Source organism: Sulfurovum sp., assembly GCA_026990595.1.
Lineage (GTDB): Bacteria > Campylobacterota > Campylobacteria > Campylobacterales > Sulfurovaceae > Sulfurovum.
Window position 1 is genome coordinate 15,858 of record JALXCZ010000001.1, and the last position, 25,674, is coordinate 41,531.

Sequence of the window (25,674 nt, forward strand, 5' to 3'; positions counted from 1 at the left end):
TACCAAAGTCAATAAATATTCTCAAATAGGACAATACGATAAGAAGGAGAAGTAAAAATGAACAAACTGCTCGCGGAAGAGATCTATTATGACATGGTACTGGGGCGTACTTTTGAACTGGCGGCAAAAGAACACTATATGGGCGGTGATATTGCCGGTTTCCTGCATCTCGATATCGGACAGGAAGGCTTCAGTGTTGCAGCAATGAAAGCATTTGACAAAGGTGATGTCTTTACGACGTACCGTGAACATGTCATGGCCATCGCACGGGGTATGGATCCCAAAGATGTCATGGCGGAACTTTTCGGAAAAGCTGCCGGTATAAGCCGCGGCAGAGGCGGGTCGATGCACCTCTTCGACCCTTCCCATTTCTTTTACGGCGGCGATGCTATTGTAGGCGGACAGATACCCAATGCGGTTGGCTGCGCCTATGCACGCAAATACCAGGGCCGTGAAGACGGCGTCATGGTGGTCTTTGGCGACGGAGCCACCAATGGCGGTGCCTTTTTTGAATCGATCAACAATGCAAGTACCCAGAAACTTCCGCTGCTGTTTCTGTGTGAGAACAACGGGTATGCCATAGGCACGAAGATCACCAGAGTCGCACCGTTTGAAAAACAGGCCAAAAAGGCGGAACCCTACATGATCACCAGAGAGGTGGACGGTATGGATGCCCTTGCGGTCTATGAATCAGTCCGAGAGGCACAGTCACTCATACAGGATGGACACGGACCGGTGTTCCTCGAAGCGATGACCTGCCGCTATGAAGGACACTCTGTTGCCGATGCCAATACCTATCGCAGCAAGGAAGAGATGCAGATATGCAAAGGAAAAGACAGCATTGACAGAATGGAACAGCTACTTCTTTCCCAATACGGTATCACACCTGATGCCATAAAGACCATACAGAAACGCGCACAGAACTGTGTGGACGAAGCGGTCGCTTTCGCTGCATCGGCAGTAGAACCGGAGCTTGCCGAACTCTATGAAGATATTTTTGCTGAAAGGAAAAACCATGCTGTATCGTGAGGCACTGAACAAAGCTATCGACAAAACCATGGAAATGGATGAAACCGTTGTGGTACTGGGTGAAGATGTGGGACTCTACGGCGGCAGTTACCGGGTCACGGAAGGACTGGTCGCCAAATACGGCGAAAGACGTCTTATTGACACCCCTATTGCCGAACTTTCCATTGTCGGAAATGCGGTAGGCATGGCTATCGGCGGTCTGCGTCCGGTTGCGGAGATCATGACAGCCAATTTCGGTCTGCTTGCCTTCGATCAGATCATCAACCATATGGCGAAATACCGTTATATGAGCGCAGGGAAGATCACCCTGCCTATGGTAGTACGCTTTCCCCAGGGTGTCAGCCGGCAGCTTGCGGCACAGCACTCGGAAAGTTATGAACAGATGCTCAGTGCTGTACCCGGTCTGACCGTACTGGCAGCGAGTGACGTCAACTATGCCTATCATGCATTGCAGTTTGCCATTATGAGTGATGATCCTATTATTTTTATCGAGCATGAGCTACTCTACAATAAAAAAGGCGATATTGACTTTGAAACCGCTATCGATCCTCTCAAGGCACGTGTTGTCAAAGAGGGTCAGGATATGACGATCGTCAGCTATCTCAAAATGCTTGACGATGTGATGGAAGCGGTTCCCGAAATAGAAAAGCAGCTTGGCAAAAGCTGTGAAGTGATCGACCTCTGTTCGCTCAATCCGATCGATTACGAGACGCTGGAAACTTCCCTGAAAAAGACCGGTGCCATTGTCGTGGTGGAAGAAGACCACAAAACAGGCGGTTTCGGTTCACAGATCGTAAGCTGGGCCGCGGAAGAAATGTTCTACAGCCTCGACGCACCACCGCTGCGTCTTGCCGGAGAAGATGTACCTATTCCTTATAACCGTACACTTGAGCTTGCTTCTATTCCCACACCGGAAAAGATTGCAGAAAAGATCATGGCATGGGGGAATAAGAATGGATTATAAAGTAGTCATGCCCCGTCTCTCCGACTCAATGGATGAGGGAGAACTTGTTGAATGGAAGATCAAACCCGGAGATACAGTTAAAAACGGTGATGTCATTGCCGAAGTCGAGAGTGACAAGGCGGTCATTGAGATACAGTCATTTAAAAGTGGTGTGGTCAAAAAAATTCTGGTCAAAGAGGGAACAACCGTATCTGTAGGAACAACAATAGCTCTGATAGATACAGATAGCACTTCAACAGGAGAAGTACCTGAGAATAAAAAACAGGGAGTACCAGCAAAAGAGCAGACAGAGAGACACACAGAGGTATCCATACCAAAGCCTCAAGTACAGAACAGCCCTCAGCTCGGGGAAACAGATAAGACTGCTTCTCCATCAGTTTCTACAGCAGATCTCAATCCTATTGATATACTGCTGGGTACCACCGATACAGAACCTTCTTCCTTTACTGGAGGAGAGTCATCTCCTCGTGCACGTGTAGAGGCGAAAAAATATGGACTCAATATCAAACAGCTTCAAAAAGAAAAAAAACTTCCACTCCCAGTACATGTATCCGATATTAAACGTTATTATATGCAGCGTTATTTTACACCAAAAGCATTGAAACTCATAAGCCTTTATCATTTATCAATAGATATGTTTGAAGCGGGGAAAAAACATAATGAAGCTGATATAAAAGCTTACATTGAATCCCATGATATCCCATTGGAAAAGCCACTTACTATCTCCCAAAAATCCATAATCGCTATGCTTAGTGAATCTGTAAAAAAACCGGTCTATCACATGACAGATTATCTCGATACCGCATTACTGAACCAATATGCAACAAAAGAACTTACTGTCACAGTCTGGCTGCTGAAACTTATATCGGAAGCTATGATGCAGCATGATAATTTTCGTATGACATGGGGAACAAATACGATACAACTCTGGCCCAATGCCAACATTTCTCTTGCCATGGCTGATGGAGAATTACTCTATATGCTCGTCTTTAAAGAGCTAAACAAAAAAGAAGTTACACAGATCGCAGAAGAACTTAAGACCTTCAAGACAAAGATCAAAGCACGAAAACTGACAAAAGAAGATCTTACCGGCTCAACCTTCGGCATCTCCAATTTGGGAATGACAGGCATTAGACAGTTTGATGCCATGATCAACAGGAATGACTGTGGTATCGCTGCGATAGGAAGTGAAAGTAACGGGAACTTAGCCATAACACTGACAATCGATCATCGCATTGTCAACGGATATCAGGCGGCATTGTTTATGCAAACATTGAAAGATCTTGCTATAGATCCCAAGAGTTTTAAGGAGCAATAATGTATGACCTGCTTTATATCGGTGGAGGGCTCAACTATGCCGGAGCTGTCATTGCGGCAAAAAACGGCTTTAAAGTGGCACTCATTGAAAAAGAGATGGCTCATCTTGGTGGAACCTGTCTGCATAAAGGCTGCATTCCTTCCAAGATGTTTCTGCATTATGCCAATATACTTCGAGAGAGCCAAAACGCGTATTTTAGAGGTACACTGACATTCAATATGGAAACACTTGTGAGAAAAAAAAACGAACTATGCAAAAGTGCCAACAAAGCAGTCATAGATCAATGCAGAGATATCGATCTTATTGAGGGGGAGGGAAAACTTATTGCCCCGCACAAAGTAGAAGTGAAAGGGAAAATCTATGAAGCAAAGCATATCATCATAGGTACCGGTTCTTCTGCATTCATACCTAAGGGGATAGCGTATGATGCCGAGGAGATCATTACCAGTGATGAAGTACTTGAAATGAAGCATCTTCCCAAAACGATCGCTATTTACGGTGACGGTGCCATCGGACGGGAAATGGCAAGTTTTTTTCTCTCTGCCGGTGTAAGGGTGACACTTATATCTAGGCATGAAGGCTTACTCAAAGGGGCACACCCGCTTATTGTGAACAGTATGAGAAAACAGTTGGAAACACTTGGCATGGAGCACCTTAGAAACCACCCTGTTATTAAAGCCAAGAGTACCCAGAGAGGTGTGCACATCACCTTCGAAGACGGCAGCAGCAGATACTTTGAAAAACTACTCGTTGCTACAGGACGCACACCCAATACCGGTGTCATCGGGACAGACGCGGTCAAAGTGGGAAAAGGCATTGTGACAGATGATGATTTTGAAACGACACTTTCCGGGCACTATGCCATCGGAGACTGCAACGGCAAGCTGCAGCTTGCCCATGCAGCGCGTGCCGAAGCACTTTATGTCACACAGAAAATTCTGGGCAGAACACCGCACAGGCTGAATCTTTCGCATGTCGTAAAATTCATGCATACTCTTCCGATGAGCTATGCGTGGGTCGGTGAGACACGGCACACACTTAAAAAACGCAATGCTGATTTCAAAGAGAGCGTGATGCCTCTAAACCGTTTTACCGCCTCGCTTTTTCATGATGCTGTACACGGCATGATGATCACCTATGCCGACGGGGAAGGCTTCATTCTGGGTGCGGAAATACTTGCACCCAATGCTGAAGAGCTCATTGCTCCTGTAGCAATAGCACTTGCCGGAGAAATGGATGCTCCACTAGCACAGCGTACCATTATGGCACATCCTACTTTCAGTGAGGCACTTGAAAGAAGCTGGTTTCAATTATAAACTTAGAGGTATAATTATATTATAGTTCCGGATTCAATTAATTTACTAAATATAAAGGAAAATTTATGAAAAAAAAATCAGAAAAACAGTATCAATTCCCCTGGCAACAACCAAAATCTACACTGGAAGATCCCAATGCAGAAAAACTCATAAAAGAGATCATGAAAAACCCAAGCTATCAGCTTCTTGAAGAGAATATCTCTTTTATCAATTCCAATGAAGCACGAGGTATAAGGCTTCAGCTTGATTACCTCAGAGCGGAAGCAAAATTACGTGAAGAGCATATAGACCATACTATCGTTGTTTTTGGAAGCGCTAGGATAATTGAGCATGACACTGCATTGAAACATGTAAAAGAATTGGAAAAAGATTTAGAAAAATCAGTACAATCAGAAACACTCCTTTCTCAATTCCGTATTGCAGAGCGTATGCTTGAAAAAAGTACTTATTACAATGAAGCAAGGGAATTTGGAAAGCTTGTAGGGTTAAGCGGAAAGGGACCAAATGACAGCCGCGTCACACTTATGACCGGAGGAGGTCCAGGTATTATGGAAGCAGCCAATCGTGGTGCTTTTGATGTAGGAGCAAAAAGTATAGGACTGAACATCGAACTCCCACATGAGCAGTTCCCCAATCCGTACATTACACCGGATCTTTGTTTTCAGTTCCATTACTTTGCCATACGCAAACTGCATTTTCTGCAACGTGCAAAGGCACTGGTAGTTTTCCCGGGAGGATTTGGTACATTAGATGAACTGACCGATATCCTTACTTTGATACAGACACACAAAACACCTCCTATTCCGGTCGTACTGGTATCAGGAAATTATTGGAATAAAGTCATTGATTTCAATTTTTTGGCTGACGAAGGGGTGATCGCTCCAGGCGATCTTAATATCTTTATGTTTGCAGAGAGCGCACACGAAGCATGGGGAAAAATTAGAGAATGGTACAAAGACAACGAAATACATGCACTTCTTTGAGCTATTCTAAAGAAAAGTTATGATAGATTAGGTTAAATAAGAGTAAAAAGGTCCCATTTTGGAAGTAACACACTTTTTTGAAGCACTCTGGCAGTTGAGTATTGCCATGGCTCCCTACATTCTTTTTGGTCTTCTATTTGCCGGTATTTTGCATGAGTTGGTACCCGACAGTATCGTTACCAAACATTTAGGGAAAGACAATGTCTCTTCCGTGGTAAAGTCCACACTCTTTGGTATTCCCCTACCAGTCTGTTCCTGCGGGGTCATTCCTTTGGCTACTTCTATTAAAAAATCAGGTGCAAGCAAAGGTGCAACACTCTCCTTTCTTATCTCTACACCTATTACAGGTGTTGACTCAATACTGGCAACTTACGGAATATTCGGATGGATATTCACACTGTATCGTGTTGTAACATCCATGATCATTGCTATGCTTGCAGGTATTCTGACAAATATTTTTGATAAAGATACCTCACCTACTTCAGCAGGCTCAGTAACCAATCAAACATTGAGAGTTGATACAGGATCTACCTCTACAGTGGGATTTTCTACATTTAAACCTGTAGGAACATCTTCTATATCTGCTCTAAACACACAAGCAAAAGACAATGACAAGAGTTCAAAAAAATTTTCATTTCTTACTGCGTTGAAGTATGCTTTTATCACACTGCTTGGCGACATTGCCAAACCTCTTTTTTGGGGGCTACTTTTAGGTGCGCTCATCACCGTGGCTATCCCTGAAAATCTGGCAGAACTTCTAAAAGAGAATACTTGGCTGAGTTACCTTATTGTCATTGCCATTGCTGTACCGATGTATGTCTGTGCTACGGCTTCACTTCCCATAGCTGCGGGGCTTATGCTCTCCGGGGTCAGTGCCGGTGCTGCTTTTGTATTTCTCTCTGCAGGACCTGCAACCAATACCGTCACTATCGGAGTTGTGAAAAAAATGTTGGGCTCAAAATCACTCTTCATCTATTTAGGAAGTATTATTCTTGGAAGTATGCTCTTTGGATTGGGACTGGACTACATTTTTGACAGTACAAATATTGACCCCACTTCACTCATTCATATGAACGAAGAAGCAGGTATAATAGACACACTCTCCTCCATAATATTATGGGGATTGGTATTGTGGTTTATGGTAAAGCCCTATTTCAAAAAGAAAGATGAATGCAGCAGTGGAAATTGCTGCTCCTAATCCTTTATTTGTGTTAACTCATTTCATGCACATCGGTATGCAGTGTCATTTTTTTAATGGTACTGTTATTTTCTTGCTTGCTTCCTGAGTTTGTCGAAGGATCTTTTGTCTCTTTACTCTCCTGAGTTTTTTTCTTTTCACTTCCTGAAACTGTTGAAGGATTTTTCATGATCTTAGGAATATCTTTCTTAGGCTTCACAGCCTTGGCTCCTGAGCCTGTCAAAAGATTCTTAGCAATACTCACCACAAGCTTTCCGTTTTTATATTCTGTTTTGATCGTACTTTCATCTGCATCCTGCGGAAGTGTCATACTTTGTTGATACATTCGAACAGAGCGGGATTGGCTTACCATATTGCCCGTTTTGTTTTTTTGCTCTTCTACAACCTTCGCGGTAATGGACATCACACCGTTTTGTGTATTAATATCGATATGATTCTCTTTACTCTCCGGAATATTCGTTACAAGCTCGTAATGGTCTCCTTTATCTGAAAGTTGATTCTGTACAGCCATTTTATATGTACCCAAAGGACTTACCAAACCGGAAGAACGCTGCTGTATACGATGATTCATACGATTGAACATTTTGTCCATATTTTGCTGCATTTGCATCATCTCTTTAAAAATATCATCTCCGAACGGATCATTGAAGAATGGATCGTTAAAAGGATCGTTTGCATGCAGTGAAAGTGTTGCGACTAAGGGCAACAGTAAAAGTGAAAATCTTTTTGTGAACATTTTGTGCTCCTTATATTTTAGATACTCAAATTATAAGGCAACTAGTTTAACCATTTTTTAACGTATGATCAAATCATCCATATCAAGCTCTGATACACTCTTCTTGCCCATTACAGCTAAAAGTGAGCGTACACCGTGCAGAAGTTCATGGTGGTAGTTGGCTACATGCTTGGATTTTTGCTCTACAAGATACTTGCTCCGTTTGGCTTCATCCATGGTAGCAAGCCCTACAGGACAGTTTCTTCCCCCTGCTCCACTGCACTCTCTGGCCCGTATGCATCCCGCTGAGATCATGAATCCTCTGGCAATGTTCACGAAGTCCGCACCGTAACAGAGCAGTTCCACCACATCATCGGGAGTTAACACCTTTTCTGCTGCAATGACTTTGATCTTTCCTTTAAGCCCATACGTATCCAAAATTTCAGTGACAAGTTTCAGTGACTCACGAATAGGTAATCCTATTTTGCTCATCATCTCAAGAGGTGCTGTTGCCGAACCGCCGTCACCACCATCAATGGTGATAAAATCCGCTATACTCTCTCCTTTCTCTCTCCTCTCTTTAAATGCTTTGGCATAGAGTTCAAAATCTTCCTTATCGGAGATAACGATCTTAAAGCCTACCGGTTTTCCGGAAAGTTCCTGCAACTCGGAGATAAAGTCAAAAAATGTATCCATATCGGTTGCATAGGGAAAACGGTTTGGACTGATAAGGTCTTTATGTGCAGGGATACCTCTATAATAGGCGATATCATCACTTACTTTGGCTGCAAGAAGTTTACCTCCTGTCTGCTTTGCTCCCTGTGCCAGTTTGATCTCCGTCATACGACAAAAGCGCATTACCTTTTGATAGCGTTGTGCATCAAATACTCCCTTATTATCTCTTACTCCATAAAGTCCGCTTCCCATTTGAAAAGTAATATCCGGCAATCCGGCAGGAACATCTGTAGGGTAAAGTTCCAGGGGTTTGCTCCAATCGATCCTGAAATAGACCAGTTTACTTCGGTCAAATATGAAGGACCCTCTGTCTTTCTGACGTACTACCATTTTTCTATAGATCCGTCCTGCCACCTCTTTATTGGTAAAAAATTTCATAATTCGGTAAATGCTTTTTGCAAATTGTGTTCCCTCTTTCATTTCCAAATATGCTGAATTACAATCCGTACAATGCAATGTTGTCAGAAAATTTGAAGTAAGCCCTCCCTCCCCTGTATTAATGGGAAATTTCCCTTTAAACGCACCTTTGGCAAAAGCACGTGTCCCCTCGGGAGAGATCGCTCCATCACTCATAGCTGAGCGTCCTATAATACTTTTACTGACATACGGCTCTCTTCTTTCTCTCCCGAATGTGACTGAAAAATTACTCTGTACTTCATCTTCCTCTTTCACAAAATTGGCATGTTTAAAAAGGGTTTTTTGATTGCCGTAGGGTTTAGTGGGAGAAAAGGAGAGATAAGGACTTTTCTTTGCAGCTACTTTATTGATCCAGTCCAGTTTTTCAAAAGAATTATAGAATGTCTCATCTCCAAAATACTGACGCATAGGGTTACGAAGCATATAGAAAAGGTATCGCATACGCCCTACAAGTGGGTAGTTTATGAGAAGCTGGTTTTTTCTTTGCACAAACCGATCATAGATCGCAACAGCGATCATGATCACTCCTATGGTCACAATAAAAAGTTTTATCAGTATGCTCCAGTCAGAGGAGAGTACAGAGAAATAAGCCAGTAGATTTTCTTTATTCATCTTTTCCCTCCCCAAATAAAAGTCTGTCCATACTGTACTTCCCTGCGCCAAAACTGGCAAAGAGCATAAGGAAAATAAAATAATAAAGCGGTATCTCTATACCGTTTTGTGCAACAGAAAAACCATGTCCTGCATGCACAAAAAGTATAGCACCAAGCATCACAAAACCAAGTAAAATGGAAATATAGCGTGTAAAAAGCCCCAAAATAAGCAAAATGATCCCCATGGTCTCAATACCTGAAACCAGATAGGCAGTGAGCGTAGGAAAAGGAATAGAAATACTTCCAAACCATTTTGCTGTACCTTCAAGATCATTTATCTTGACAAGTGCAGGTACGGCAAAACCATACGCAATAACCAACCGGCTCAATAACAGTACAATATTCTTCGGATAAGAGAACAGTATACGGCACTCACCTAAAAAATTCTTCATCACACATCCTTTGCACGATCATTACATAGACTTATTATAGAATTTTCAGTGTGTAATGATTATGTAATAAGGAACATCCTATGAAAAGCGTTATTTTAGTATTTATATTTTCTTCTACTTTACTCTTCGGACAGGCAAAAGTATGGCTGCAAATTTTGGGATCAGGGGGTCCTGAAAGTGGAGACAAACGTGCTTCTACCGGTTATATTGTATGGATAAACGGAAAAAGTCGTATTCTTGTTGACTTTGGCGGTGGAGCATCACTTCGTTTTGAAGAGGTGAATGCCAAAATACCTAACCTTGATGTCATATTATTGACACACTTGCATGTAGACCACACAGCAGACCTCCCTGCACTGCTTAAATCTGCATTTTTTACCAGAGCCTCAGGAAATTTACTCTTATATGGACCAAAAGAAAACAACTATATGCCAAGTACAGAAGACTTTATACGGAGACTCTTTGAAGATGGTAAAGGTGCATGGCAGTATTTAGGTGACCATTTAGATGGCTCTGCAAGACTTCAGATCAAAGCATATGATATCGATGATTCTCGTAAAGTAAAAGAGATCTATAGAGAAGGTGATATCCATATATTTGCAGTCTCCGTACACCACGGATCTATCCCTGCTTTGGCATACAGAGTCAATATAGGCAGCAAAAGTATTACATTCTCCGGAGATATGAATGGAGACTACCATACCTTAGAGACTTTGGCAAAAGATACAGATATTTTAGTCGCACACAACGCCGTACCCAAAGGAGCCACAGGGGTGGCAGCCAACCTTCATATGACACCTGGCATCATAGGGAAGATAGCACAAAAAGCACACCCAAAAAGAGTGGTACTCTCACATAGAATGTTAAGAACACTTGGGAGAGAAAAAGTAACACTCCACGAAATACATAAATACTATAAAGGTTCAGTCAAGTTTGCCAATGACAAAAGTTTATACAGGATAAAATAATTATAATATTAAATAGTATTATACCTTTTTATCGCTGTTCTCCATTTTAAACCGACACGATCCCAATGTAACAGTTTTACCCCTTTTTATTTCATTTAGAATATAGCGCAGTGTCCCTTCAGCATCTGTTTCAGGCATCTCTTCCTCTATTATTTTTAACGCCTCTTTGGTGGTAGTTTTTGTCCACTTTTTTTCATAGATATATTGTGTCACCATTGTCATGGGTTCATACAAGTCCCAATTCTGCAAAAATAGGCTCTACTTCCATCCACCAATTCTCAAGTTTCAAGATCACATCACTTACAGCATTCTCTTCTTCTTTCCACTCTTTGATCTTCTCTATAATAAGCGGTTTATGCTCTTCAGCGATCTTATCTGATTTTTTAATATGTTCTATGGCTTTTTCTATTTTTTGTTTCATCTCTATATCCTTTTGTTAGTCTAATTTTGTTAGTATAAATCATACCATAAAAAGGGCATATTGATGAACAAATTGCTAAAAGGTTTTATTAAGAACGATTCAACACCAGGTATTTTATTGATCATAGTAACAATTTTTGCACTGTTTTTGCAAAACAGTCCCCTTTCTACATTTTATATGAGTTTTTTACATACTCCTGTCGAAATACGTTTTGGTCAGCTGCATATTGCCAAACCTCTCCTCCTCTGGGTCAATGACGGATTAATGGCTATCTTCTTCTTTGTTATCGGACTGGAAGTAAAACGTGAAGTAATGGAGGGGCATCTCTCTTCCCTCTCACAAGTTACACTGCCAGGTATCGCTGCTTTAGGAGGTATGATAGTTCCTGCCCTTGTTTTTGTAGCTTTCAATAATGGTGCAGAGTTTGCCATGAACGGTTGGGCCATACCAACGGCTACCGATATTGCTTTTGCTTTGGGTATCTTATCACTGCTTGGAAACCGTGTCCCTGTTTCTCTGAAAATATTTCTCATGGCACTGGCGATCATAGATGACCTTGGTGCCATTGTCATCATTGCCATATTCTACACTTCCGAACTCTCTACAATGTCCATCGCTATTGCTCTTGGAGCACTGGTAATCCTTTTTATTATGAACCGTATGCAGGTTGCCAGACAAGCTGCCTATATTTTAGTGGGCATTGTACTCTGGGTCTCTGTACTGAAATCCGGTGTACACGCTACGCTTGCAGGTGTGGCTCTTGCTTTTATGATCCCTATGCACTCTAAAGACGAAAATGGAAAACCCTTCTCCATAGCATACAATATGGAACACAATCTACACTACTGGGTGGCCTTTTTCATTCTCCCGCTTTTTGCTTTTGTGAATGCAGGTGTCGACCTTAGAGGCATTTCTTTTGAAGAAATGGGTGGTTCTGTACCACTGGGTATTATGGCTGGGCTTTTCATAGGAAAGCAGGTAGGCGTCTTTGGCTTCTCATGGGTAGCTATAAAACTCGGTATCGCCTCTTTGCCAAAAGAAGCAACATGGATAACCCTTTACGGTGTAGCTGTGCTTACCGGTATAGGTTTTACGATGAGTCTTTTTGTAGACACACTTGCCTATGATGATACAAAAATATTTCATTTTGCCGACAAGCTGGCTATCCTGCTTGGTTCACTCTTTTCCGGATTAGCCGGATACTCTGTTTTAAAGATAGCTACAAAGAAAGTATAGTTTTTCTCTTTCCATAAAACAAAAAGCACCATTACGCTATAATCGCGACAATATATAGGGGTAAAGTGTTTTGTTTTTGTAAAAAAATCACATACCTTACTTTATAAGGATAGAAATGAGCGAAACAGTAGAGAAAAAAGCAGGCTATAACCCAAAAGAAGTGGAAGACAGGTACTACAAACTTTGTGAAGCACGTGGGTATTTTGAGATAGACGGAAACAAGAGTATTCAGGAAGAGGGGAAGAACTTCTCCATCATGATGCCTCCGCCCAACGTCACAGGAAGCCTACACATCGGACATGCCCTTACTTTTACACTACAGGACATTATTACTCGTTACAAGCGTATGGATGGGTTTAAGACACTTTGGCAGCCCGGTACTGACCATGCAGGTATAGCGACACAGAACATTGTTGAAAAACAACTTCTGGCAGAGGGTACGACCAAAGAGGAAATAGGACGAGAAAAGTTTTTAGAGCGCGCCTGGCTTCAGAAGGAGACTTCAGGCGGGAATATCGTTCACCAGATGCGAAAACTGGGTGTAACACCTGCCTGGAAACGTGAACGCTTCACTATGGATGAAGGACTGAAAGAAGCAGTTAAAGAAGCTTTTGTTTCACTTTACAATGAAGGGCATATCACACAAAATACCTACATGGTGAACTGGTGTACCCATGACGGCGCACTTTCTGACATTGAAGTAGAGCATGAAGAGGTCAACGGCAAATTCTATCATATGATCTATAAATTTGCTGACGGAAGCGGAGAGGTAGAGGTAGCAACAACCAGACCGGAAACATACTTCGGAGATACTGCCATCATGGTACATCCTGATGATCCGCGCTATAAAGATATTGTCGGTAAAGAGATTCTGCTTCCGCTTACCGACAGAAAGATCAAAGTCATCACTGATGAGTATGTAGACAGGGAATTTGGTACAGGTGTGGTAAAAGTCACACCTGCACATGACCAAAATGACTACGAAGTAGGGAAAAGACACAACCTCGAAATTGTGAAGGTATTCGATGAAAAAGGTATTTTAAATGAGTATTGTGGGGAATTTGCCGGACTTGAGCGTCTTGAGGCACGTCCTGCCATCGTCAAAGCACTTGAAAATGCCGGACATATCGTCAAAATAGAAGACCATGTGCATCAGGTAGGTCACTGCTACCGCTGTAAAAATATTGTGGAGCCTTTTATTTCCAAGCAGTGGTTCTTAGATTCTGAAGTGGCACAAGCATCTATTAGAAAGACCAAAGAAGAGACCAAAGAACGTGCTGCACATGGAGGAAGCCTCTTTCACCCTGCACACTGGATAAACTCCTACACAGCATGGATGGATGAACTGCGTCCATGGTGTATCTCCCGTCAGTTGTGGTGGGGACATCGTATTCCGGTCTTTACCTGTGATGACTGCGGACACCAGTGGGCAGACAAAGCAGACCATCCCGAAGCTTGTCCACAATGTGACTCCGGGCATATAACACAAGACCCTGATGTACTCGATACATGGTTCTCTTCTGCCTTATGGGCAATGTCACCCCTTGGCTGGGGGAACAACGGTAAATTACATGCACTCTATAATGATACCGATATGGAAGATTTCTATCCGAACTCTCTGCTTATTACCGGCTTTGATATTATGTTCTTCTGGGTAGCACGTATGATGATGATGAGTGAACATTTTACCGGTGAACTGCCGTTCAAAGACATTTACATGCATGCACTTGTGCGTGATGAACATGGAGCGAAGATGTCCAAGTCCAAAGGGAATGTCATCGATCCGCTTGATATGGTTGAAGAGCACTCTGCGGACATTATCCGCTTTACCCTTGCCTATTTGGCGGTACAGGGGCGTGATATTAAACTTGGGGCTAAGAACCTTGAACAGTTCAGAAACTTCACGAACAAGCTTTACAATGCAACAAATTACCTACAGCTTAATGTGGATACGTTTAAAGACTTAAAAGAGATTGAGGTAAAAACACCACTGGGCCGCTATATGCAAAGCAGACTTGCTTTAGCTGTTAAAGAAGTACGTGAGAGCTTGGAGACTTACAAATTCAATGAATCTGCAAGAATTCTTTACAACTTTGTCTGGAATGAATTCTGTGACTGGGGGATCGAGTACTCCAAAGCAGATAGAGAGAGTGTGGCAGAGTTGGGCGCTATTTTTAAAGAGACGTTAAAAATGGTTTCTCCATTCATGCCGTTCATCTCTGACCATCTTTACCACAAACTAAGCGGTACTATCCTTGAAGAAGGAGAGTCACTCATGGTGATGCACTTTCCTAAAGAGATAAGCACAGATGAAGAGGCTGAAAAGATGTTTGCCATCATTGAAGAATCCATTACTGCCCTGCGCCGTGCAAAAGTCATCATCGACATGGGGAACTCCAAAATAGACAAAGCGTACATCAAACTGGATGATGGTGTGAACATTGATACTGCTATGGCCAAACCGTTCATTCAAAAGCTTGCAAAAGTAGATGAGATAGAATTTGTCGATGCAAAAGTATCTGACAGTATTACTGATGTGTCTGATAATTTGGAAGTCTATCTGCCTACCGGAGAGATAGATATGACCCCTATTATCAACAAGCTTACACGCCAAAAAGAGAAACTTGAAAAAGAGATAGTCAAACTTAACGGTATGCTGAACAATGAACGTTTCGTAGCCAATGCCCCTGAAGCTGTCATTGCCGAAAACAGACAGGCACTCGAAGATGCACAGAACAAAATGGCAAAAGTAAGCACAGAGCTTGAAGGGTTCGGTGCCTGATGCAACGCACTATAAAAGAGGCATACGACGCCCTTATTACCAAAAAATATGACCAAGCATTTACACTTTATAGCCAACTGGTAGAAGAGAAAGAGCCGACAAGTTTTTACTATCTTGGCTTTCTCCATTTTAGAGGTTTTGGTGTGCCACAGGACTCTAAAAAAGCCTTTAGCTACTATCTCGAAGCAGCCACCAGAGAAGTCCCTGTCGCACAGTTTGAAGTGGCACTTATGCTTGAAAACGGCGAAGGGTGCGAACAGAATTTTTCAGAAGCTGCATTCTGGTACGAAGAAGCTGCAAAACGCGGAAATATTGATGCATTCAATAACCTTGCAGCTATGTTCAAAGAGGGACGCGGTGTAGAGCAGGACTATAAAAAAGCCTATGTACTCTTTAAAAAAGCCGCCATAGAGGGAAATGCCTCTGCACAGTTCAACCTTGGAGCACTCTATGATATGGGCTTAGGTTGCGAAGAAGACAAAGAGAAAGCCATAGAGTGGTGTAGAAAAGCATCTTTCCAAGGACACCAAAAGGCCAAAGAGATCATGATGCGGATGCAGAATGACGGACAGGTGGTCTTTTAACGTTTCCGTAAATACTTTTTAGCAAAGCTGTCTGCTTCTATAGGTTTTCCAAAAAGAAATCCCTGATAGATAAGATCTTTATCTATCTCCTCAAGCAGCTCCTTTTGTTTCTCCTCCTCTATACCTTCTACTACAATATGATAATGAAACTGTCTTCCGATCGCAAGTATTGTTTTGATCAAAGTAATATCATCTGGTCTGTATTGAATGTCTTTGACAAATTCTCTATCTATTTTCAATGTATCGAAAGAGAGTTTTTTCAGATAGGAGAGAGAAGAATATCCTATACCAAAATCATCGATCGCACATTTGATCCCCTCTTTGCGTAAAGCGTCTATCACATCTTGCGTATCTTCAAAATTATCAATGATCGATCTTTCTGTAATCTCTATCATAATGTCACTGGTTTCCAAACCATACTTTCTAAGTTTAACAAGGAATTCAATAACAAAATGATTGACCAGTAACTGTTTAGCATCTATATTGATAGAGATATAATTTAATTTCCAGATATCCTCTTTTTTCAATCGTGATATATATTTGCATATCTCTTCGATAAGCCACCATGTCATATCAGAAATAAGACCTGTTTCAATGGCTATTGGAATAAATTCATTTGGTAGTAACAACCCTTGTTCCGGGTGTTCCCAACGTAAAAGACATTCAGCTGCGACCACACTTTTATTCTCATCATCCTCCATAGTAACCAATGGTTGTAAATAGAGTTGAAGCTGATTCATTTTGGGTGCAGATGCAAGATCATGCTGTAGTAAAAAAAGTTTTTTTCGTTCTTTATCCAATTGTGTATCATAATAGGAAGTATGGTCATTCCCTGTTTTTTTTGCCTGATACATTGCAATATCTGCATGACGTATGATCTCTTCAATATCAAAAGTATCAGGTTCAATCGCTACGATCCCGATACTTGTATGAATGGACAAATTCATATCATTCACAAGAAAAGGCATGGAAAATACTTTTTGTATCCGTTCAATACACGCTTGTGCTGCATAGTGTGTCTCTATCAAATTCTCTGCAATAAAAGGAGAAACCAAAATAAATTCATCACCACCGAACCTGCTTGCAATACACTCTTTTTTTACAAATTTCGTTAATCTGTTCGCTATGGCAATAAGCAGTTCATCCCCGGCTTTATGACCCAGAGAATCGTTGATATGTTTAAATTTATTAAGGTCAAGATAAAAAAGCAGGGAGTAAAAACTTTTATGCTGCTTTTTTTGCATAAAAGCGCTTATATACTCTGTCAGTCCTCTTCTGTTCAAAAGTGACGTAAGAAGATCATGTTTGGCAAGAAATTCCAATTCTTCTATAGCAGTATGCTCTCTAGTCTTGTCATCAATGATCCCTATACCACCCAGGACATTCCCCTGATCATCATTGAATGCAAAACAGATGATCTCTGCCCAGAGATCAAGTCCCTGTATGGAATGGTAGGGACCTGTATAGACCTGAGAACCGTGATGCAATGCTTTTTTCATAGTATCCAGTACCCTTGAATCAGGTAAAGTAGTCAGATCAAGTCCTATGATCTGATCTTTTGTTGTCTGAAGAAGTTTAAGCAATGCGTCATTCCCATCTATGATATGCAAATTAAAATCATAGGAGAATATGGCCAGCGGTGCTTCTTCAACAAAATGATAAAGCAGGTTCTGTTTCTCCTGCAGTGCTTTTTTTACAGTAAATATCTGTGCTTCCTGCCGGATGATCTTACGATGCTGTTTTACTCCTTGTACAACCACGATTATTTTAGTAACAATATAGATAATGATCAGAAATGCTATGATCAGATAAAGTTCCGTACCTTGCATCAATACAATGAGAAGAAGAGGAAGCATAATAGTTAAGACGTATCCTATAGCTATACGATAATCAGGAGCCAATGCTGTACCTGAACCTCCGGAGAGCCCAAGCAAGACAATAACAATAAAAAGCTGATGCTGCACACTGTCATCATAAGGAATGACCATAAGTGCCAATGCAGCAAAAAAGGCACCAGTCAAAAATGTCGGTACTGCAAAATTTGCATACCATGTTTTAAGGGAATGTTTTTTAGGGTTTTTTCTGAACGAAACAGCAGAAAAAAGTCTATATGTAACCAGCATTAGAAGGAGAAGATTCCATACAATGATCTCTAAACCAAGTACTGGATAAATAAAATAGGAGATAACAATACTTAAGACGATCACCACCAATAGACTTTTTTCAGACATGGCATAAAGGTTTGAAACCATTTTATAGTCTATTGGCAACAATGTTTTTAATTGTGTGATCTTCTCCAAAATACTCATAATACATTATACTGTGTATTCTCTGATTATTTCATAGTTCATCTCCTGTTTTAAGGATATCCAGCCCAAAACGTTCCCTTAAATTTTGTATCTCTTTGCTTAATTTTTGATGGATCATATCACTTTCAAACTCTATCAGAGAAAGTGTTTTTCTATGGTTGGAGATAAAATTTGAAACATTGAGTGTCAATTTAACAGCACCTTTACAAGAACATGCTATTTCCTTGTACATCTGTGTGACTATCTCTTTAAATACCATTTCACTGAAAAGACGGTCAACCGTAATACTCTGTTTTACTTTCACGCCATACTCATAATTGATCTTCAGATAATAGGTGGTAGGATTTGCCTCGATCGTCATAACCATATAGGTAATATGCCTTGCCATGATCATTATACGGCGTTTGATCTCATCGGCATCATAGATGGCATCGAATGTCCGGCTGATACCGATAGATTTACGCTCTCTCCGTTCCTCTATTCCCTCATTGTCACTGCCTGTTACCCTGTTATATATCTGTATACCGGGTTTTTTCCAGGAGTAAAGAAGAGACTTGTATCGTTTCACATCGCCCAATGTAGAAATATAATGTTCTTCCAGTCTTTTTTGGAACCCTTTGCCTATGCCCGGAAATGCTTTAATAGGTATCTCTTCAATATAGGCATTTATATCTTTTACCTCATAGACTCCGTATGGTTTAGCTGATTCTGTAGCGAGTTTTGCTATCCACTTTGCTTTAGAGATGCCTATGGAGACGGGGATGTCAAAATGTTGCAGTATTTTTGCCTGTAACATCTTGGCAAAATCATATACCTCTTCATCCTTGATCCATCCGCTTACATCTGCAAAGAACTCATCTATACTGTACTGCTCTACCAAAGGTATGTGTGCCCTCATAAAAGCATGCATTCTATGTGAAAGTGTATGATAAAGCGGATAATTTGACGGTACTACCACCATTTCAGGACAAAGCTGCAATGCCAGTGCAATCGGCATTGCCGTCTTTACACCACAGGCTCTTGCTTCATAACTGGCAGTGGTAATAATGCCTAGTATCTTCTTGCGCCCATCCAAGTTATCTACAAAATAGGATTCAAATGTTTTTTTTCGTTCACTGTAAAAGACAGGCGTTACAAATGCTCCACTGTTATCATTGATCAGCTTGATATTGGTTCTTTTTCTGTTAAATATCTCCAGATTACTCCGGGAACCCACTGCCATAGGGATACTTTTTAAAGAATGATCCACACTGCGTTCGGCTGAGGCAAAAAAACTGTCTATATCTATATGAAGGAACATAGTAGAAGTATAGTGTAATAAAGAGGAACATGTAAAAAATGTGTCATATTGTCATACTATCGGTAAGTTGGTAGCAATTTGGAGGTTATTTATTAAAATATGTATATTAAAGTGGCGGACAAGGAGGGATTCGAACCCTCGGTAAGTTTGCACCTACACGCCCTTAGCAGGGGCGCGGATTCAGCCAGCTCTCCCACTTGTCCATTGTTGTTTTGTGGGTGAGATTATAATGCATTTGGCTTAAATGAAAGCTTAAACGATACAGTTTTCTCCACGCTTTTCCAGCTTTTTCAATATTACCCTGTTTTTCCCGTTATTTTTTGCCTTATAGAGTGCTTTGTCTGCTCTCTGAAGCAGGCTGTTGGCATCATCGCAATCACACTGCCCTCTCCATGCAAGCCCAAAACTTGCTGTTAAATGTCCAATATGTTTAAATGTATGTTCATCTAGCATTTTGCGTAATGTTTCTGTACGATCCATGGCTCTTTGCAGATCATCCATCTTTAGGACCAGAAGAAACTCTTCCCCTCCCCATCTGGCAATAAGATCATCCTGACGAATATTTTTTTTGAGCAAAAAGGCGAACTCTTTGAGTACATCATCTCCTACTGTATGTCCGTAATTATCATTGACCGCTTTAAAATCATCAATATCCACTACAATCAATGCAAAATTATTTTCTTCTTTCAATAACTGTTCCAATCTTAGATCAAAATATTTCTTCCTGTATACACTGGTCAGAGCATCCACTTCTACTTCTGCTTCCAAACTTTTTTTCTTTTCATAAATATCAGTAACTCTGGAGAGCGTAAAAAGTCTATGAGTCTCTTCTATTGCTGTTGACTGCATAATAAAAGTATCATTGCCGATATTAAGATTGATCTCACTGCCTCTGATATGTTTATGCAGTTCATTATAACTTTTAATGTTTTTATTGACATAGGGGTAGAGTTTCAATGCTTTTGCTTTGATCTCATCCAGATTCTCTGCATGAAAGTAATGAAGAAAAGTCTGATTTGCAAATTCAATTCTATCATCTGAATTTGTAACAAAAAGCAGTGAATTCTGTGCATCAATGATCTTCTGCAACGCATGATAAAGCAGTGTAGTCTCGTTACTGTACTGCAAAAGCTGCTGTTGTGCCTGTGTCATTTTTGTAATATTCTGAAGTAAGACCAATGCAATGTCATGATTATAATGGTCAAGAGAAATATTCATATAATAACCGTTTTTCTGAATGGTCTTAAATGTATATGTGAAATCTTTTTTTTCAAATACTTCCTTTAATTTCTCCTCAAAACCTAAAAATTCCGGCATATGCATTAAAACATCATCCCCTTCATAAGGCACATTTTCCATATATTTAAGTACCCCCACAGAAGTATTTACCACCTTAAGATCTCTGTCGATCAGCAGATACTCAAAAATATTCTTGGAAAGTATCGTATTGAGTATTATCTGTATATTAGTCATTGAATATCTCCTTCGCAAGTGCAATGAACATTTTCTCTACATTGATATCGTTTTTAGCGGAAGTAAGAAAAACATTCTCTATATTCTGCAAAGATTTTATCTGATCCAATTTAAGCAGGTCTGATTTGTTATAGGCTATCACATAGGATCCATTCGGATTGATCTGTTTAAATACTTCCATATGTTCATCCAGATTCTTTATAGTTTCAAAACGGCTTACATCTCCAACCAAGATAGCTCCTGATGCACCGCCGTAATAGGTTTTCGGAATAGATTTCTGGGGTGTTGCACCTTCAAGATCCCAAATAAGAAGTTCACACTCTTCATCATTCAAGAGAATCTTTTTCTTGGATATCTTGACTCCTATAGTAGTAAGATATCTGTCATCAAAAGTATTATCCACATATCTTCTGATAAGACTAGTCTTGCCGACATTGAAGTCACCGATGAGTAATATTTTTTTTCTAATCATTGATTGTTTTCTTTATAGTATTTATTATCTTTTTCTGATCAATCTTGAATCTTATTTTGATTCGTCTTGAAGCTTCTTGGTCTTCTACTGCATTTACAATAATGGGGTTTTCATTGGCAAAACCTTTTGCTTTCAGTATCTTATAAAGATGAAATCTTTTCGAAACACCTAACCCGGACAAATACTCTTTAATTCTCCATGCTCTCTGCTCTGAGAGTTTTTTATTGAAAGTGTAATTCCCGCTACTATCGGTGTAGCCTTCTATCACGATCTCTTTTATAAAAGGAGCGATCTTCTCATTGCCCATTAATATCTCAATGTATTGTTTGAAATTCTCTTTAAGCAGTTGCAATGATTCTTTCCTTGGAAGCGTCTCTCCTACTTTAAACAGTTTTCTGTTTTTAAAATCTAAAGAGCCGTCTTCTTTATGAAAAACATCACTGTTCTTAAACACTTGTGCTAATTTTTTCAAAATATACACTTTTATCCCAGTAGTATTTTCTATATGATCCAATTGCTTTTGCAATTTGTCATATCGGGATGTAAATCTGTTCAGTTTTTTTTCCAACAGATCAATCTTTTTTTGAAATACTGCTACCTTATCAGAGAGCTCACTTTCAAATCTTGTTATTGCTTTATCTTGCTGACGTGAAAGTCTCTTGTCTACTTCTTCCAAAGGCATATGTAACTCATTTATAAGATGCTCACCTGTCTCTTTAAAAATAATATTTTTAATCGTATAAAAATCATTCATCGATGAGATATTTCCAAAAACATGTAATTTATCATTTATACGTTTTATATGTACATTTTGGTCTGTCTTTTCAAAAACACGCTTCTCTAAACAATATAAGGAATAATACTGATCTCCCAAATACAAAAGATATCCCAAAAAAAGTATACCCACCACGATCAATAGCATTTTTGCGGGGTTCTTTCCTTGACCATTTTTACTAGATCCCAAACGCTTAATTTTTTTGTTCTTTGGCTGCGTATGTAAAAAAGTATGCATCTTTTGAGAGATATCTTTGACCTCTTCAGTGCTGTCGTCTCCATCAAAGTGTTGAAAGAATCTACTGTATTTCTTTACCAGCTTTGCAAAAAACTCATTAATGCATAATCGTTGTTCATGATCAGGTTCAGAATCCAAAAATGCAATAATATAGACAGAACCTGCACTCTCAATGTAAAGGGTCTCGTTCCCGTAACTTACTATCTGTACTTCGGATGACTTTGCATCCTCATTGTTCTTGATCCAGTCATTCACAAAATCCTTGATGGCACTTGCCATGGAAGCAACCATATGAGGATCATCGATCTCCTGATCTTCCAAATGTGCCTCTGCGATGAGAAGCCCACTCTCTTTATGAATAACAAAAAGGGAAGAGATCACTGCATTACTGCTCTCTTCAAGTAAGAGTTCAGTTTCACTAACTCCACTCACTTTGGATTTAAATTTACGTTTGTATCTGTCAAAAGAGAGACCGTCTTCTATCTTTTCATTGATATTATCCATCATCTCTTTAATAGCTTGTGTCACATACTTTGAGATCATTCCACCCATGATCGGATAGAGAGCATCAACCATTTTATCTTTGTTCTGCTCTATCTCTTTGGAGATAGCCGGAGAAATAACACTTTGCAGTGATCGGCTAAGTGCAGGAAGATCTTTTTGGGAACTTTGAAGAATGATCTGTGCAAGATGTCTGGAGAGCAGTTCAATGGTTCTGCTCTCTTTTTCCTGTAATTTTTGCAACAGTATATCATCAAAAAGCGGCAAGAGCTTTTGGGAGATCGTTGCCTCATCATAGGCTTCAAACTCCAAACTTTTAAGTTTTGATTCTAGTTTTTTTAACTGTTCAAGTTCATCACTAAGAAGAAGTGTCTTTAGCTGATGTAACTCTGAAGTATTATTTTCCAGACGTCTTTTCCTCTGTAAGCAGGGCTGACATATCCGTACCCTGGATCTTCATAGCAACATCCAAAAGCATCTGAGCCATAGCATCACGGGAGAGTTTGTCATCAGCGAGTTTTACAAGTCCTGATTCTACAGCAGTTTGGATCTCTGCTTTCATCGCCTGTATATTTTCAACCATCTTGCGGTTTTCATCTGCAGTATTTTCTTTCATTATCTTGAGCTTTGTTGCAAACTCATCTTTTTGATTAGTAAGTTGATCATGCAGCGTCTCATCTGTTGTATCGATGAGCTCTTTGAGTTTACTTCTCTCTTTCTGTGTAGATGCTGCCAGATTATCGATTTTCTTTTCAAGTGCTTCCAGAGAACGTTCAGTCTCTTTTTGCAGTTTGTCATAGGACGCACTGAATGCTTTCGTGATCTTTTCTTCTACTGCCTGCAGTGTCGTATTAAGCTGATTGAATTTCTCTTCAAATTCTTTGATCTGAGAACCGAAAATAAGATCTCTTATCTGATCTACATTGTTTGCATTTTTTTCTGACATAGTGCCTCTTTTTTTAAAATTTTAGCAGCTAACAACACTATCGAAAGTAAGAAGGGAGGGGGAACATATAGATGATTTTAGGAAGCTTTCACTTCATTCTCTATTGGCAGTCTGGCAGACTTAATGATGATTTCATCAAGTCCCATAACTTTCTGTCCTTACCTCACGATAAGTTTAGCATTTACAATAGATTATTATATAATTATTTTATACAGTATTGGCTTAGTGCGGTAATATCCCGACTAATGCTAACTCATGCTTTTTTATTGTATGATTTTAAAAAATATTTAACCTAGATTATGCAATAGAATTGCATAATCCAGATTTAAGGAAATCACATGTTTCAAAAACTGGCACCGCTACTCATTCTGGTCATGTTTGCTATAGGTGCATACTTTATGGTGAAAAGTATGCACAATCTTACCAATATGACTCAAAATAAAAATGAAGTCAAAAAGTAGAGATCACTTTTAGTATCTTCTCTACTTTTGCCTGTGGGGCGGCATCTTTATAAATAGGTCTGCCAACCACTGGATAGTCCACCCCCTCTTTGGCTGCCAGTTCAAGTGTAGCCACACGCTGTTGGTCACCTGCATCCTCCCCGAATGGACGAATGCCCGGGCAGAGTGTCAAAAACTGTTTTGAGGTAGCATTTTTGATCGCCCTGCTTTCAAAGGTAGAACAGACCACACCGTCCAAACCGTTTTCGTAGGACATTTTTGCAAACTGTTCTGCTTTTTCATTAATGCTTTTTTCATACACTCTCTGGAAGCCTGCTTCATCAAAAGAAGTAAGAGCAGTTACAGCCAGTACCAATGGACGGTTTTTGTAACTATCAAGTCTTTCCATTACTGTTTTCATAGCTACTGAACCTGCACTTGCATGGATATTGAACATATCAATACCCAATTTGGTTATCTCTTCTGCTGCATCTGCCATGGTGTGGGGAATATCGTAGAGTTTCAGATCAAGGAATATCTTAAAATCAGGGTTAATGGCTTTCAGTGCTTCTATAAAAGATTTACCATCACGAATGTAGGCTCTAAAGCCTACCTTCATCCAAATATTATAGTTTTTGAGTGACTCGGCAAGAGCCAGATTCTCTGCTTCTGAAGGCAGATCAAGTGCAACACACAATTCCATAAAATTCCTTTTTCCTCTCGTTCCCATCGTCCCCTATGGAAACGAACCTTATGTAAATCTACAGGCATTCCCATCAAGATAAATAGGAACGAGTTTGTGTTAAATAAATATTGGTATAATTATACTTTAAATAAACTACAAAAGGACTAAACGAATATGTTCGGTAAACAATCAAAAAGATACGACATCCCTCAAGATGTAATGGAAACATACCAATATGCTAAATTTAATACAAATAAAGGAACGATCTGGGCAAAGCTTTACCCAGATGATGCACCTAACACCGTAGCGAATTTTGCACACCTGGCAAATGAAGGGTTTTACAACAACCTCAAATTTCACAGAGTGATCCCCGGCTTCATGGCTCAGGGCGGATGCCCGCATTCAGGACCTGGCGGCAACCCTGCTATGGCGGGAACAGGCGGGCCGGACTGGCAGATAGACTGCGAAACAGACACCAGTACACAGCCGCACAGACGTGGTACACTCTCTATGGCACATGCCGGACCGAACACAGGTGGAAGCCAGTTCTTCATCACCTTTGTACCGACTCCGCACCTAGATGGTGTGCACACAGTATTTGGTGCTATAGAGGAAGATGATACAGATTCTTTTATGGTATTAGATCAGATTGAACAAAATGATGATATTGAGTCTATTGAGATTGTAGCTTCCAAATAAGTTACGTTTTATTTGCTTAATTTCCTATTTATTTTGATTGAGGCGTTGTTTCTCTCTTCATTTTTTTAGAAAAAACGAAGCAAAAAAGCGTCGACCCTCTCGAATCGCTTTGCTTTCAAGGGCGTT

24 protein-coding genes, 1 tRNA gene and 1 riboswitch are annotated in these 25,674 nt (G+C 40.3%); of the genes, 12 read left to right on the forward strand and 13 right to left on the reverse strand.

Annotation, left to right across the window (positions count from 1 at the left end):
- The first annotated feature begins 57 nt into the window (after nt 1-57).
- The 6 genes from MVE01_RS00095 to MVE01_RS00120 all read left to right on the forward strand — a co-directional run bounded on the left by MVE01_RS00095 (nt 58) and on the right by MVE01_RS00120 (nt 6,808).
- Nucleotides 58-1,029 (forward strand): thiamine pyrophosphate-dependent dehydrogenase E1 component subunit alpha, encoded by a 972-nt coding sequence (locus MVE01_RS00095; RefSeq protein WP_472560118.1) that lies wholly within the window; start codon nt 58-60, stop codon nt 1,027-1,029.
- The gene (locus MVE01_RS00100) at nt 1,016-1,993 is read left to right on the forward strand and encodes an alpha-ketoacid dehydrogenase subunit beta (protein ID WP_472560119.1); all 978 of its coding nucleotides are present in this window, start codon (nt 1,016-1,018) and stop codon (nt 1,991-1,993) included. Before MVE01_RS00095 ends, MVE01_RS00100 begins: the two co-directional genes overlap by 14 nt.
- Nucleotides 1,983-3,311, forward strand: coding sequence for a 2-oxo acid dehydrogenase subunit E2 (locus MVE01_RS00105; protein ID WP_472560120.1), 1,329 nt, complete (start codon nt 1,983-1,985; stop codon nt 3,309-3,311). Before MVE01_RS00100 ends, MVE01_RS00105 begins: the two co-directional genes overlap by 11 nt.
- Nucleotides 3,311-4,627 (forward strand): dihydrolipoyl dehydrogenase family protein, encoded by a 1,317-nt coding sequence (locus MVE01_RS00110; RefSeq protein WP_472560121.1) that lies wholly within the window; start codon nt 3,311-3,313, stop codon nt 4,625-4,627. Before MVE01_RS00105 ends, MVE01_RS00110 begins: the two co-directional genes overlap by 1 nt.
- Nucleotides 4,628-4,692: 65 nt before the next feature.
- Nucleotides 4,693-5,610 (forward strand): LOG family protein, encoded by a 918-nt coding sequence (locus MVE01_RS00115; protein ID WP_472560122.1) that lies wholly within the window; start codon nt 4,693-4,695, stop codon nt 5,608-5,610.
- 58 nt (nt 5,611-5,668) lie between these two features.
- Entirely contained in the window at nt 5,669-6,808 is a 1,140-nt protein-coding gene (locus tag MVE01_RS00120) for an SO_0444 family Cu/Zn efflux transporter (protein WP_472560123.1), read from the forward strand.
- Between the two features lie 13 nt (nt 6,809-6,821).
- On the opposite strand, the gene MVE01_RS00125 is transcribed toward MVE01_RS00120, so the two are convergent.
- Genes MVE01_RS00125 through MVE01_RS00135 form a run of 3 tightly spaced genes read right to left on the reverse strand, consistent with a single transcriptional unit; the run spans nt 6,822 to nt 9,720 of the window.
- Nucleotides 6,822-7,544: an Hsp20/alpha crystallin family protein gene (locus tag MVE01_RS00125; RefSeq protein ID WP_472560124.1), complete on the reverse strand. Its 723-nt coding sequence runs from the start codon at nt 7,542-7,544 to the stop codon at nt 6,822-6,824.
- A 57-nt stretch (nt 7,545-7,601) separates the two neighbouring features.
- Nucleotides 7,602-9,287: a glutamate synthase-related protein gene (locus MVE01_RS00130; RefSeq protein ID WP_472560125.1), complete on the reverse strand. Its 1,686-nt coding sequence runs from the start codon at nt 9,285-9,287 to the stop codon at nt 7,602-7,604.
- Complete coding sequence (locus MVE01_RS00135; RefSeq protein ID WP_472560126.1) at nt 9,280-9,720, reverse strand: DoxX family protein; 441 nt, start codon at nt 9,718-9,720, stop codon at nt 9,280-9,282. The genes MVE01_RS00130 and MVE01_RS00135 overlap by 8 nt, the downstream gene beginning before the upstream one ends.
- Nucleotides 9,721-9,800: 80 nt before the next feature.
- Between MVE01_RS00135 and MVE01_RS00140 the strand changes: the two genes are divergently transcribed.
- Nucleotides 9,801-10,688 carry an MBL fold metallo-hydrolase gene (locus tag MVE01_RS00140; protein ID WP_472560127.1) on the forward strand — a complete coding sequence of 296 codons (888 nt, stop codon included), beginning with the start codon at nt 9,801-9,803 and terminating at the stop codon, nt 10,686-10,688.
- 18 nt (nt 10,689-10,706) lie between these two features.
- Here MVE01_RS00140 and MVE01_RS00145 read toward each other — a convergent pair whose 3' ends face one another.
- On the reverse strand, nt 10,707-10,910 hold the full coding sequence (locus MVE01_RS00145; RefSeq protein ID WP_472560128.1) for a hypothetical protein: 204 nt from the start codon (nt 10,908-10,910) through the stop codon (nt 10,707-10,709).
- Nucleotides 10,911-10,914: 4 nt separating this feature from the next.
- Nucleotides 10,915-11,109, reverse strand: coding sequence for a hypothetical protein (locus tag MVE01_RS00150; RefSeq protein ID WP_472560129.1), 195 nt, complete (start codon nt 11,107-11,109; stop codon nt 10,915-10,917).
- Nucleotides 11,110-11,172: 63 nt separating this feature from the next.
- On the opposite strand from MVE01_RS00150, the gene nhaA reads away from it, so the two are divergent.
- From nhaA to MVE01_RS00165, 3 genes are all read left to right on the forward strand, one after another.
- Nucleotides 11,173-12,345: a Na+/H+ antiporter NhaA gene (nhaA, locus tag MVE01_RS00155; protein ID WP_472560130.1), complete on the forward strand. Its 1,173-nt coding sequence runs from the start codon at nt 11,173-11,175 to the stop codon at nt 12,343-12,345.
- Nucleotides 12,346-12,460: 115 nt separating this feature from the next.
- A complete protein-coding gene (locus MVE01_RS00160) occupies nt 12,461-15,127 on the forward strand; it encodes a valine--tRNA ligase (protein ID WP_472560131.1) in 2,667 nt (888 codons plus the stop codon).
- Entirely contained in the window at nt 15,127-15,711 is a 585-nt protein-coding gene (locus MVE01_RS00165) for a tetratricopeptide repeat protein (protein ID WP_472560132.1), read from the forward strand. Before MVE01_RS00160 ends, MVE01_RS00165 begins: the two co-directional genes overlap by 1 nt.
- Here MVE01_RS00165 and MVE01_RS00170 read toward each other — a convergent pair.
- The 7 genes from MVE01_RS00170 to MVE01_RS00200 form a co-directional block, all read right to left on the reverse strand.
- Nucleotides 15,708-18,020, reverse strand: a complete 2,313-nt coding sequence (locus MVE01_RS00170) for a putative bifunctional diguanylate cyclase/phosphodiesterase (RefSeq protein WP_472560133.1) — start codon at nt 18,018-18,020, stop codon at nt 15,708-15,710. The genes MVE01_RS00165 and MVE01_RS00170 overlap by 4 nt on opposite strands.
- Before the next feature lie 31 nt (nt 18,021-18,051).
- Nucleotides 18,052-19,320: a Y-family DNA polymerase gene (locus MVE01_RS00175; protein WP_472560134.1), complete on the reverse strand. Its 1,269-nt coding sequence runs from the start codon at nt 19,318-19,320 to the stop codon at nt 18,052-18,054.
- A 112-nt stretch (nt 19,321-19,432) separates the two neighbouring features.
- Nucleotides 19,433-19,523 (reverse strand) — tRNA-Ser (locus tag MVE01_RS00180).
- Between the two features lie 49 nt (nt 19,524-19,572).
- Nucleotides 19,573-20,793 carry a GGDEF domain-containing protein gene (locus tag MVE01_RS00185; protein ID WP_472560135.1) on the reverse strand — a complete coding sequence of 407 codons (1,221 nt, stop codon included), beginning with the start codon at nt 20,791-20,793 and terminating at the stop codon, nt 19,573-19,575.
- Complete coding sequence (locus MVE01_RS00190) at nt 20,786-21,265, reverse strand: Rab family GTPase (RefSeq protein WP_472560136.1); 480 nt, start codon at nt 21,263-21,265, stop codon at nt 20,786-20,788. The genes MVE01_RS00185 and MVE01_RS00190 overlap by 8 nt, the downstream gene beginning before the upstream one ends.
- Entirely contained in the window at nt 21,258-23,090 is a 1,833-nt protein-coding gene (locus MVE01_RS00195; protein ID WP_472560137.1) for an OmpA family protein, read from the reverse strand. Before MVE01_RS00195 ends, MVE01_RS00190 begins: the two co-directional genes overlap by 8 nt.
- 85 nt (nt 23,091-23,175) lie before the next feature.
- The gene (locus MVE01_RS00200; RefSeq protein WP_472560138.1) at nt 23,176-23,724 is read right to left on the reverse strand and encodes a hypothetical protein; all 549 of its coding nucleotides are present in this window, start codon (nt 23,722-23,724) and stop codon (nt 23,176-23,178) included.
- A gap of 102 nt (nt 23,725-23,826) precedes the next feature.
- Nucleotides 23,827-23,913: riboswitch (cyclic di-GMP riboswitch) on the reverse strand.
- 149 nt (nt 23,914-24,062) lie between these two features.
- On the opposite strand from MVE01_RS00200, the gene MVE01_RS00205 reads away from it, so the two are divergent.
- Nucleotides 24,063-24,185 (forward strand): hypothetical protein, encoded by a 123-nt coding sequence (locus MVE01_RS00205; RefSeq protein ID WP_472560139.1) that lies wholly within the window; start codon nt 24,063-24,065, stop codon nt 24,183-24,185.
- Here the strand turns inward: MVE01_RS00205 and pyrF are convergent.
- On the reverse strand, nt 24,175-24,867 hold the full coding sequence (pyrF, locus tag MVE01_RS00210) for an orotidine-5'-phosphate decarboxylase (protein ID WP_472560140.1): 693 nt from the start codon (nt 24,865-24,867) through the stop codon (nt 24,175-24,177). The two genes, MVE01_RS00205 and pyrF, sit on opposite strands and share 11 nt — an antisense overlap.
- A 156-nt stretch (nt 24,868-25,023) precedes the next feature.
- Between pyrF and MVE01_RS00215 the strand changes: the two genes are divergently transcribed.
- On the forward strand, nt 25,024-25,548 hold the full coding sequence (locus MVE01_RS00215) for a peptidylprolyl isomerase (RefSeq protein ID WP_472560141.1): 525 nt from the start codon (nt 25,024-25,026) through the stop codon (nt 25,546-25,548).
- Nucleotides 25,549-25,674 lie beyond the last annotated feature (126 nt).

What these genes read in the sequence shown, in the direction of transcription:
- MVE01_RS00095 (WP_472560118.1), top strand. Translation starts at nt 58, where the DNA reads ATGAACAAACTGCTCGCGGAAGAGATCTATTATGACATGGTACTGGGG.
- MVE01_RS00115 (WP_472560122.1), top strand. Translation starts at nt 4,693, where the DNA reads ATGAAAAAAAAATCAGAAAAACAGTATCAATTCCCCTGGCAACAACCA.
- nhaA (WP_472560130.1), top strand. Translation starts at nt 11,173, where the DNA reads ATGAACAAATTGCTAAAAGGTTTTATTAAGAACGATTCAACACCAGGT.
- MVE01_RS00130 (WP_472560125.1), bottom strand. Translation starts at nt 9,287, where the DNA reads ATGAATAAAGAAAATCTACTGGCTTATTTCTCTGTACTCTCCTCTGAC.
- MVE01_RS00150 (WP_472560129.1), bottom strand. Translation starts at nt 11,109, where the DNA reads ATGAAACAAAAAATAGAAAAAGCCATAGAACATATTAAAAAATCAGAT.
- MVE01_RS00175 (WP_472560134.1), bottom strand. Translation starts at nt 19,320, where the DNA reads ATGTTCCTTCATATAGATATAGACAGTTTTTTTGCCTCAGCCGAACGC.
- MVE01_RS00160 (WP_472560131.1), top strand. Translation starts at nt 12,461, where the DNA reads ATGAGCGAAACAGTAGAGAAAAAAGCAGGCTATAACCCAAAAGAAGTG.
- MVE01_RS00190 (WP_472560136.1), bottom strand. Translation starts at nt 21,265, where the DNA reads ATGATTAGAAAAAAAATATTACTCATCGGTGACTTCAATGTCGGCAAG.
- MVE01_RS00170 (WP_472560133.1), bottom strand. Translation starts at nt 18,020, where the DNA reads ATGAGTATTTTGGAGAAGATCACACAATTAAAAACATTGTTGCCAATA.
- pyrF (WP_472560140.1), bottom strand. Translation starts at nt 24,867, where the DNA reads ATGGAATTGTGTGTTGCACTTGATCTGCCTTCAGAAGCAGAGAATCTG.
- MVE01_RS00165 (WP_472560132.1), top strand. Translation starts at nt 15,127, where the DNA reads ATGCAACGCACTATAAAAGAGGCATACGACGCCCTTATTACCAAAAAA.
- MVE01_RS00185 (WP_472560135.1), bottom strand. Translation starts at nt 20,793, where the DNA reads ATGACTAATATACAGATAATACTCAATACGATACTTTCCAAGAATATT.
- MVE01_RS00140 (WP_472560127.1), top strand. Translation starts at nt 9,801, where the DNA reads ATGAAAAGCGTTATTTTAGTATTTATATTTTCTTCTACTTTACTCTTC.
- MVE01_RS00215 (WP_472560141.1), top strand. Translation starts at nt 25,024, where the DNA reads ATGTTCGGTAAACAATCAAAAAGATACGACATCCCTCAAGATGTAATG.
- MVE01_RS00125 (WP_472560124.1), bottom strand. Translation starts at nt 7,544, where the DNA reads ATGTTCACAAAAAGATTTTCACTTTTACTGTTGCCCTTAGTCGCAACA.
- MVE01_RS00135 (WP_472560126.1), bottom strand. Translation starts at nt 9,720, where the DNA reads ATGAAGAATTTTTTAGGTGAGTGCCGTATACTGTTCTCTTATCCGAAG.
- MVE01_RS00100 (WP_472560119.1), top strand. Translation starts at nt 1,016, where the DNA reads ATGCTGTATCGTGAGGCACTGAACAAAGCTATCGACAAAACCATGGAA.
- MVE01_RS00105 (WP_472560120.1), top strand. Translation starts at nt 1,983, where the DNA reads ATGGATTATAAAGTAGTCATGCCCCGTCTCTCCGACTCAATGGATGAG.
- MVE01_RS00145 (WP_472560128.1), bottom strand. Translation starts at nt 10,910, where the DNA reads ATGACAATGGTGACACAATATATCTATGAAAAAAAGTGGACAAAAACT.
- MVE01_RS00110 (WP_472560121.1), top strand. Translation starts at nt 3,311, where the DNA reads ATGTATGACCTGCTTTATATCGGTGGAGGGCTCAACTATGCCGGAGCT.
- MVE01_RS00200 (WP_472560138.1), bottom strand. Translation starts at nt 23,724, where the DNA reads ATGTCAGAAAAAAATGCAAACAATGTAGATCAGATAAGAGATCTTATT.
- MVE01_RS00205 (WP_472560139.1), top strand. Translation starts at nt 24,063, where the DNA reads ATGTTTCAAAAACTGGCACCGCTACTCATTCTGGTCATGTTTGCTATA.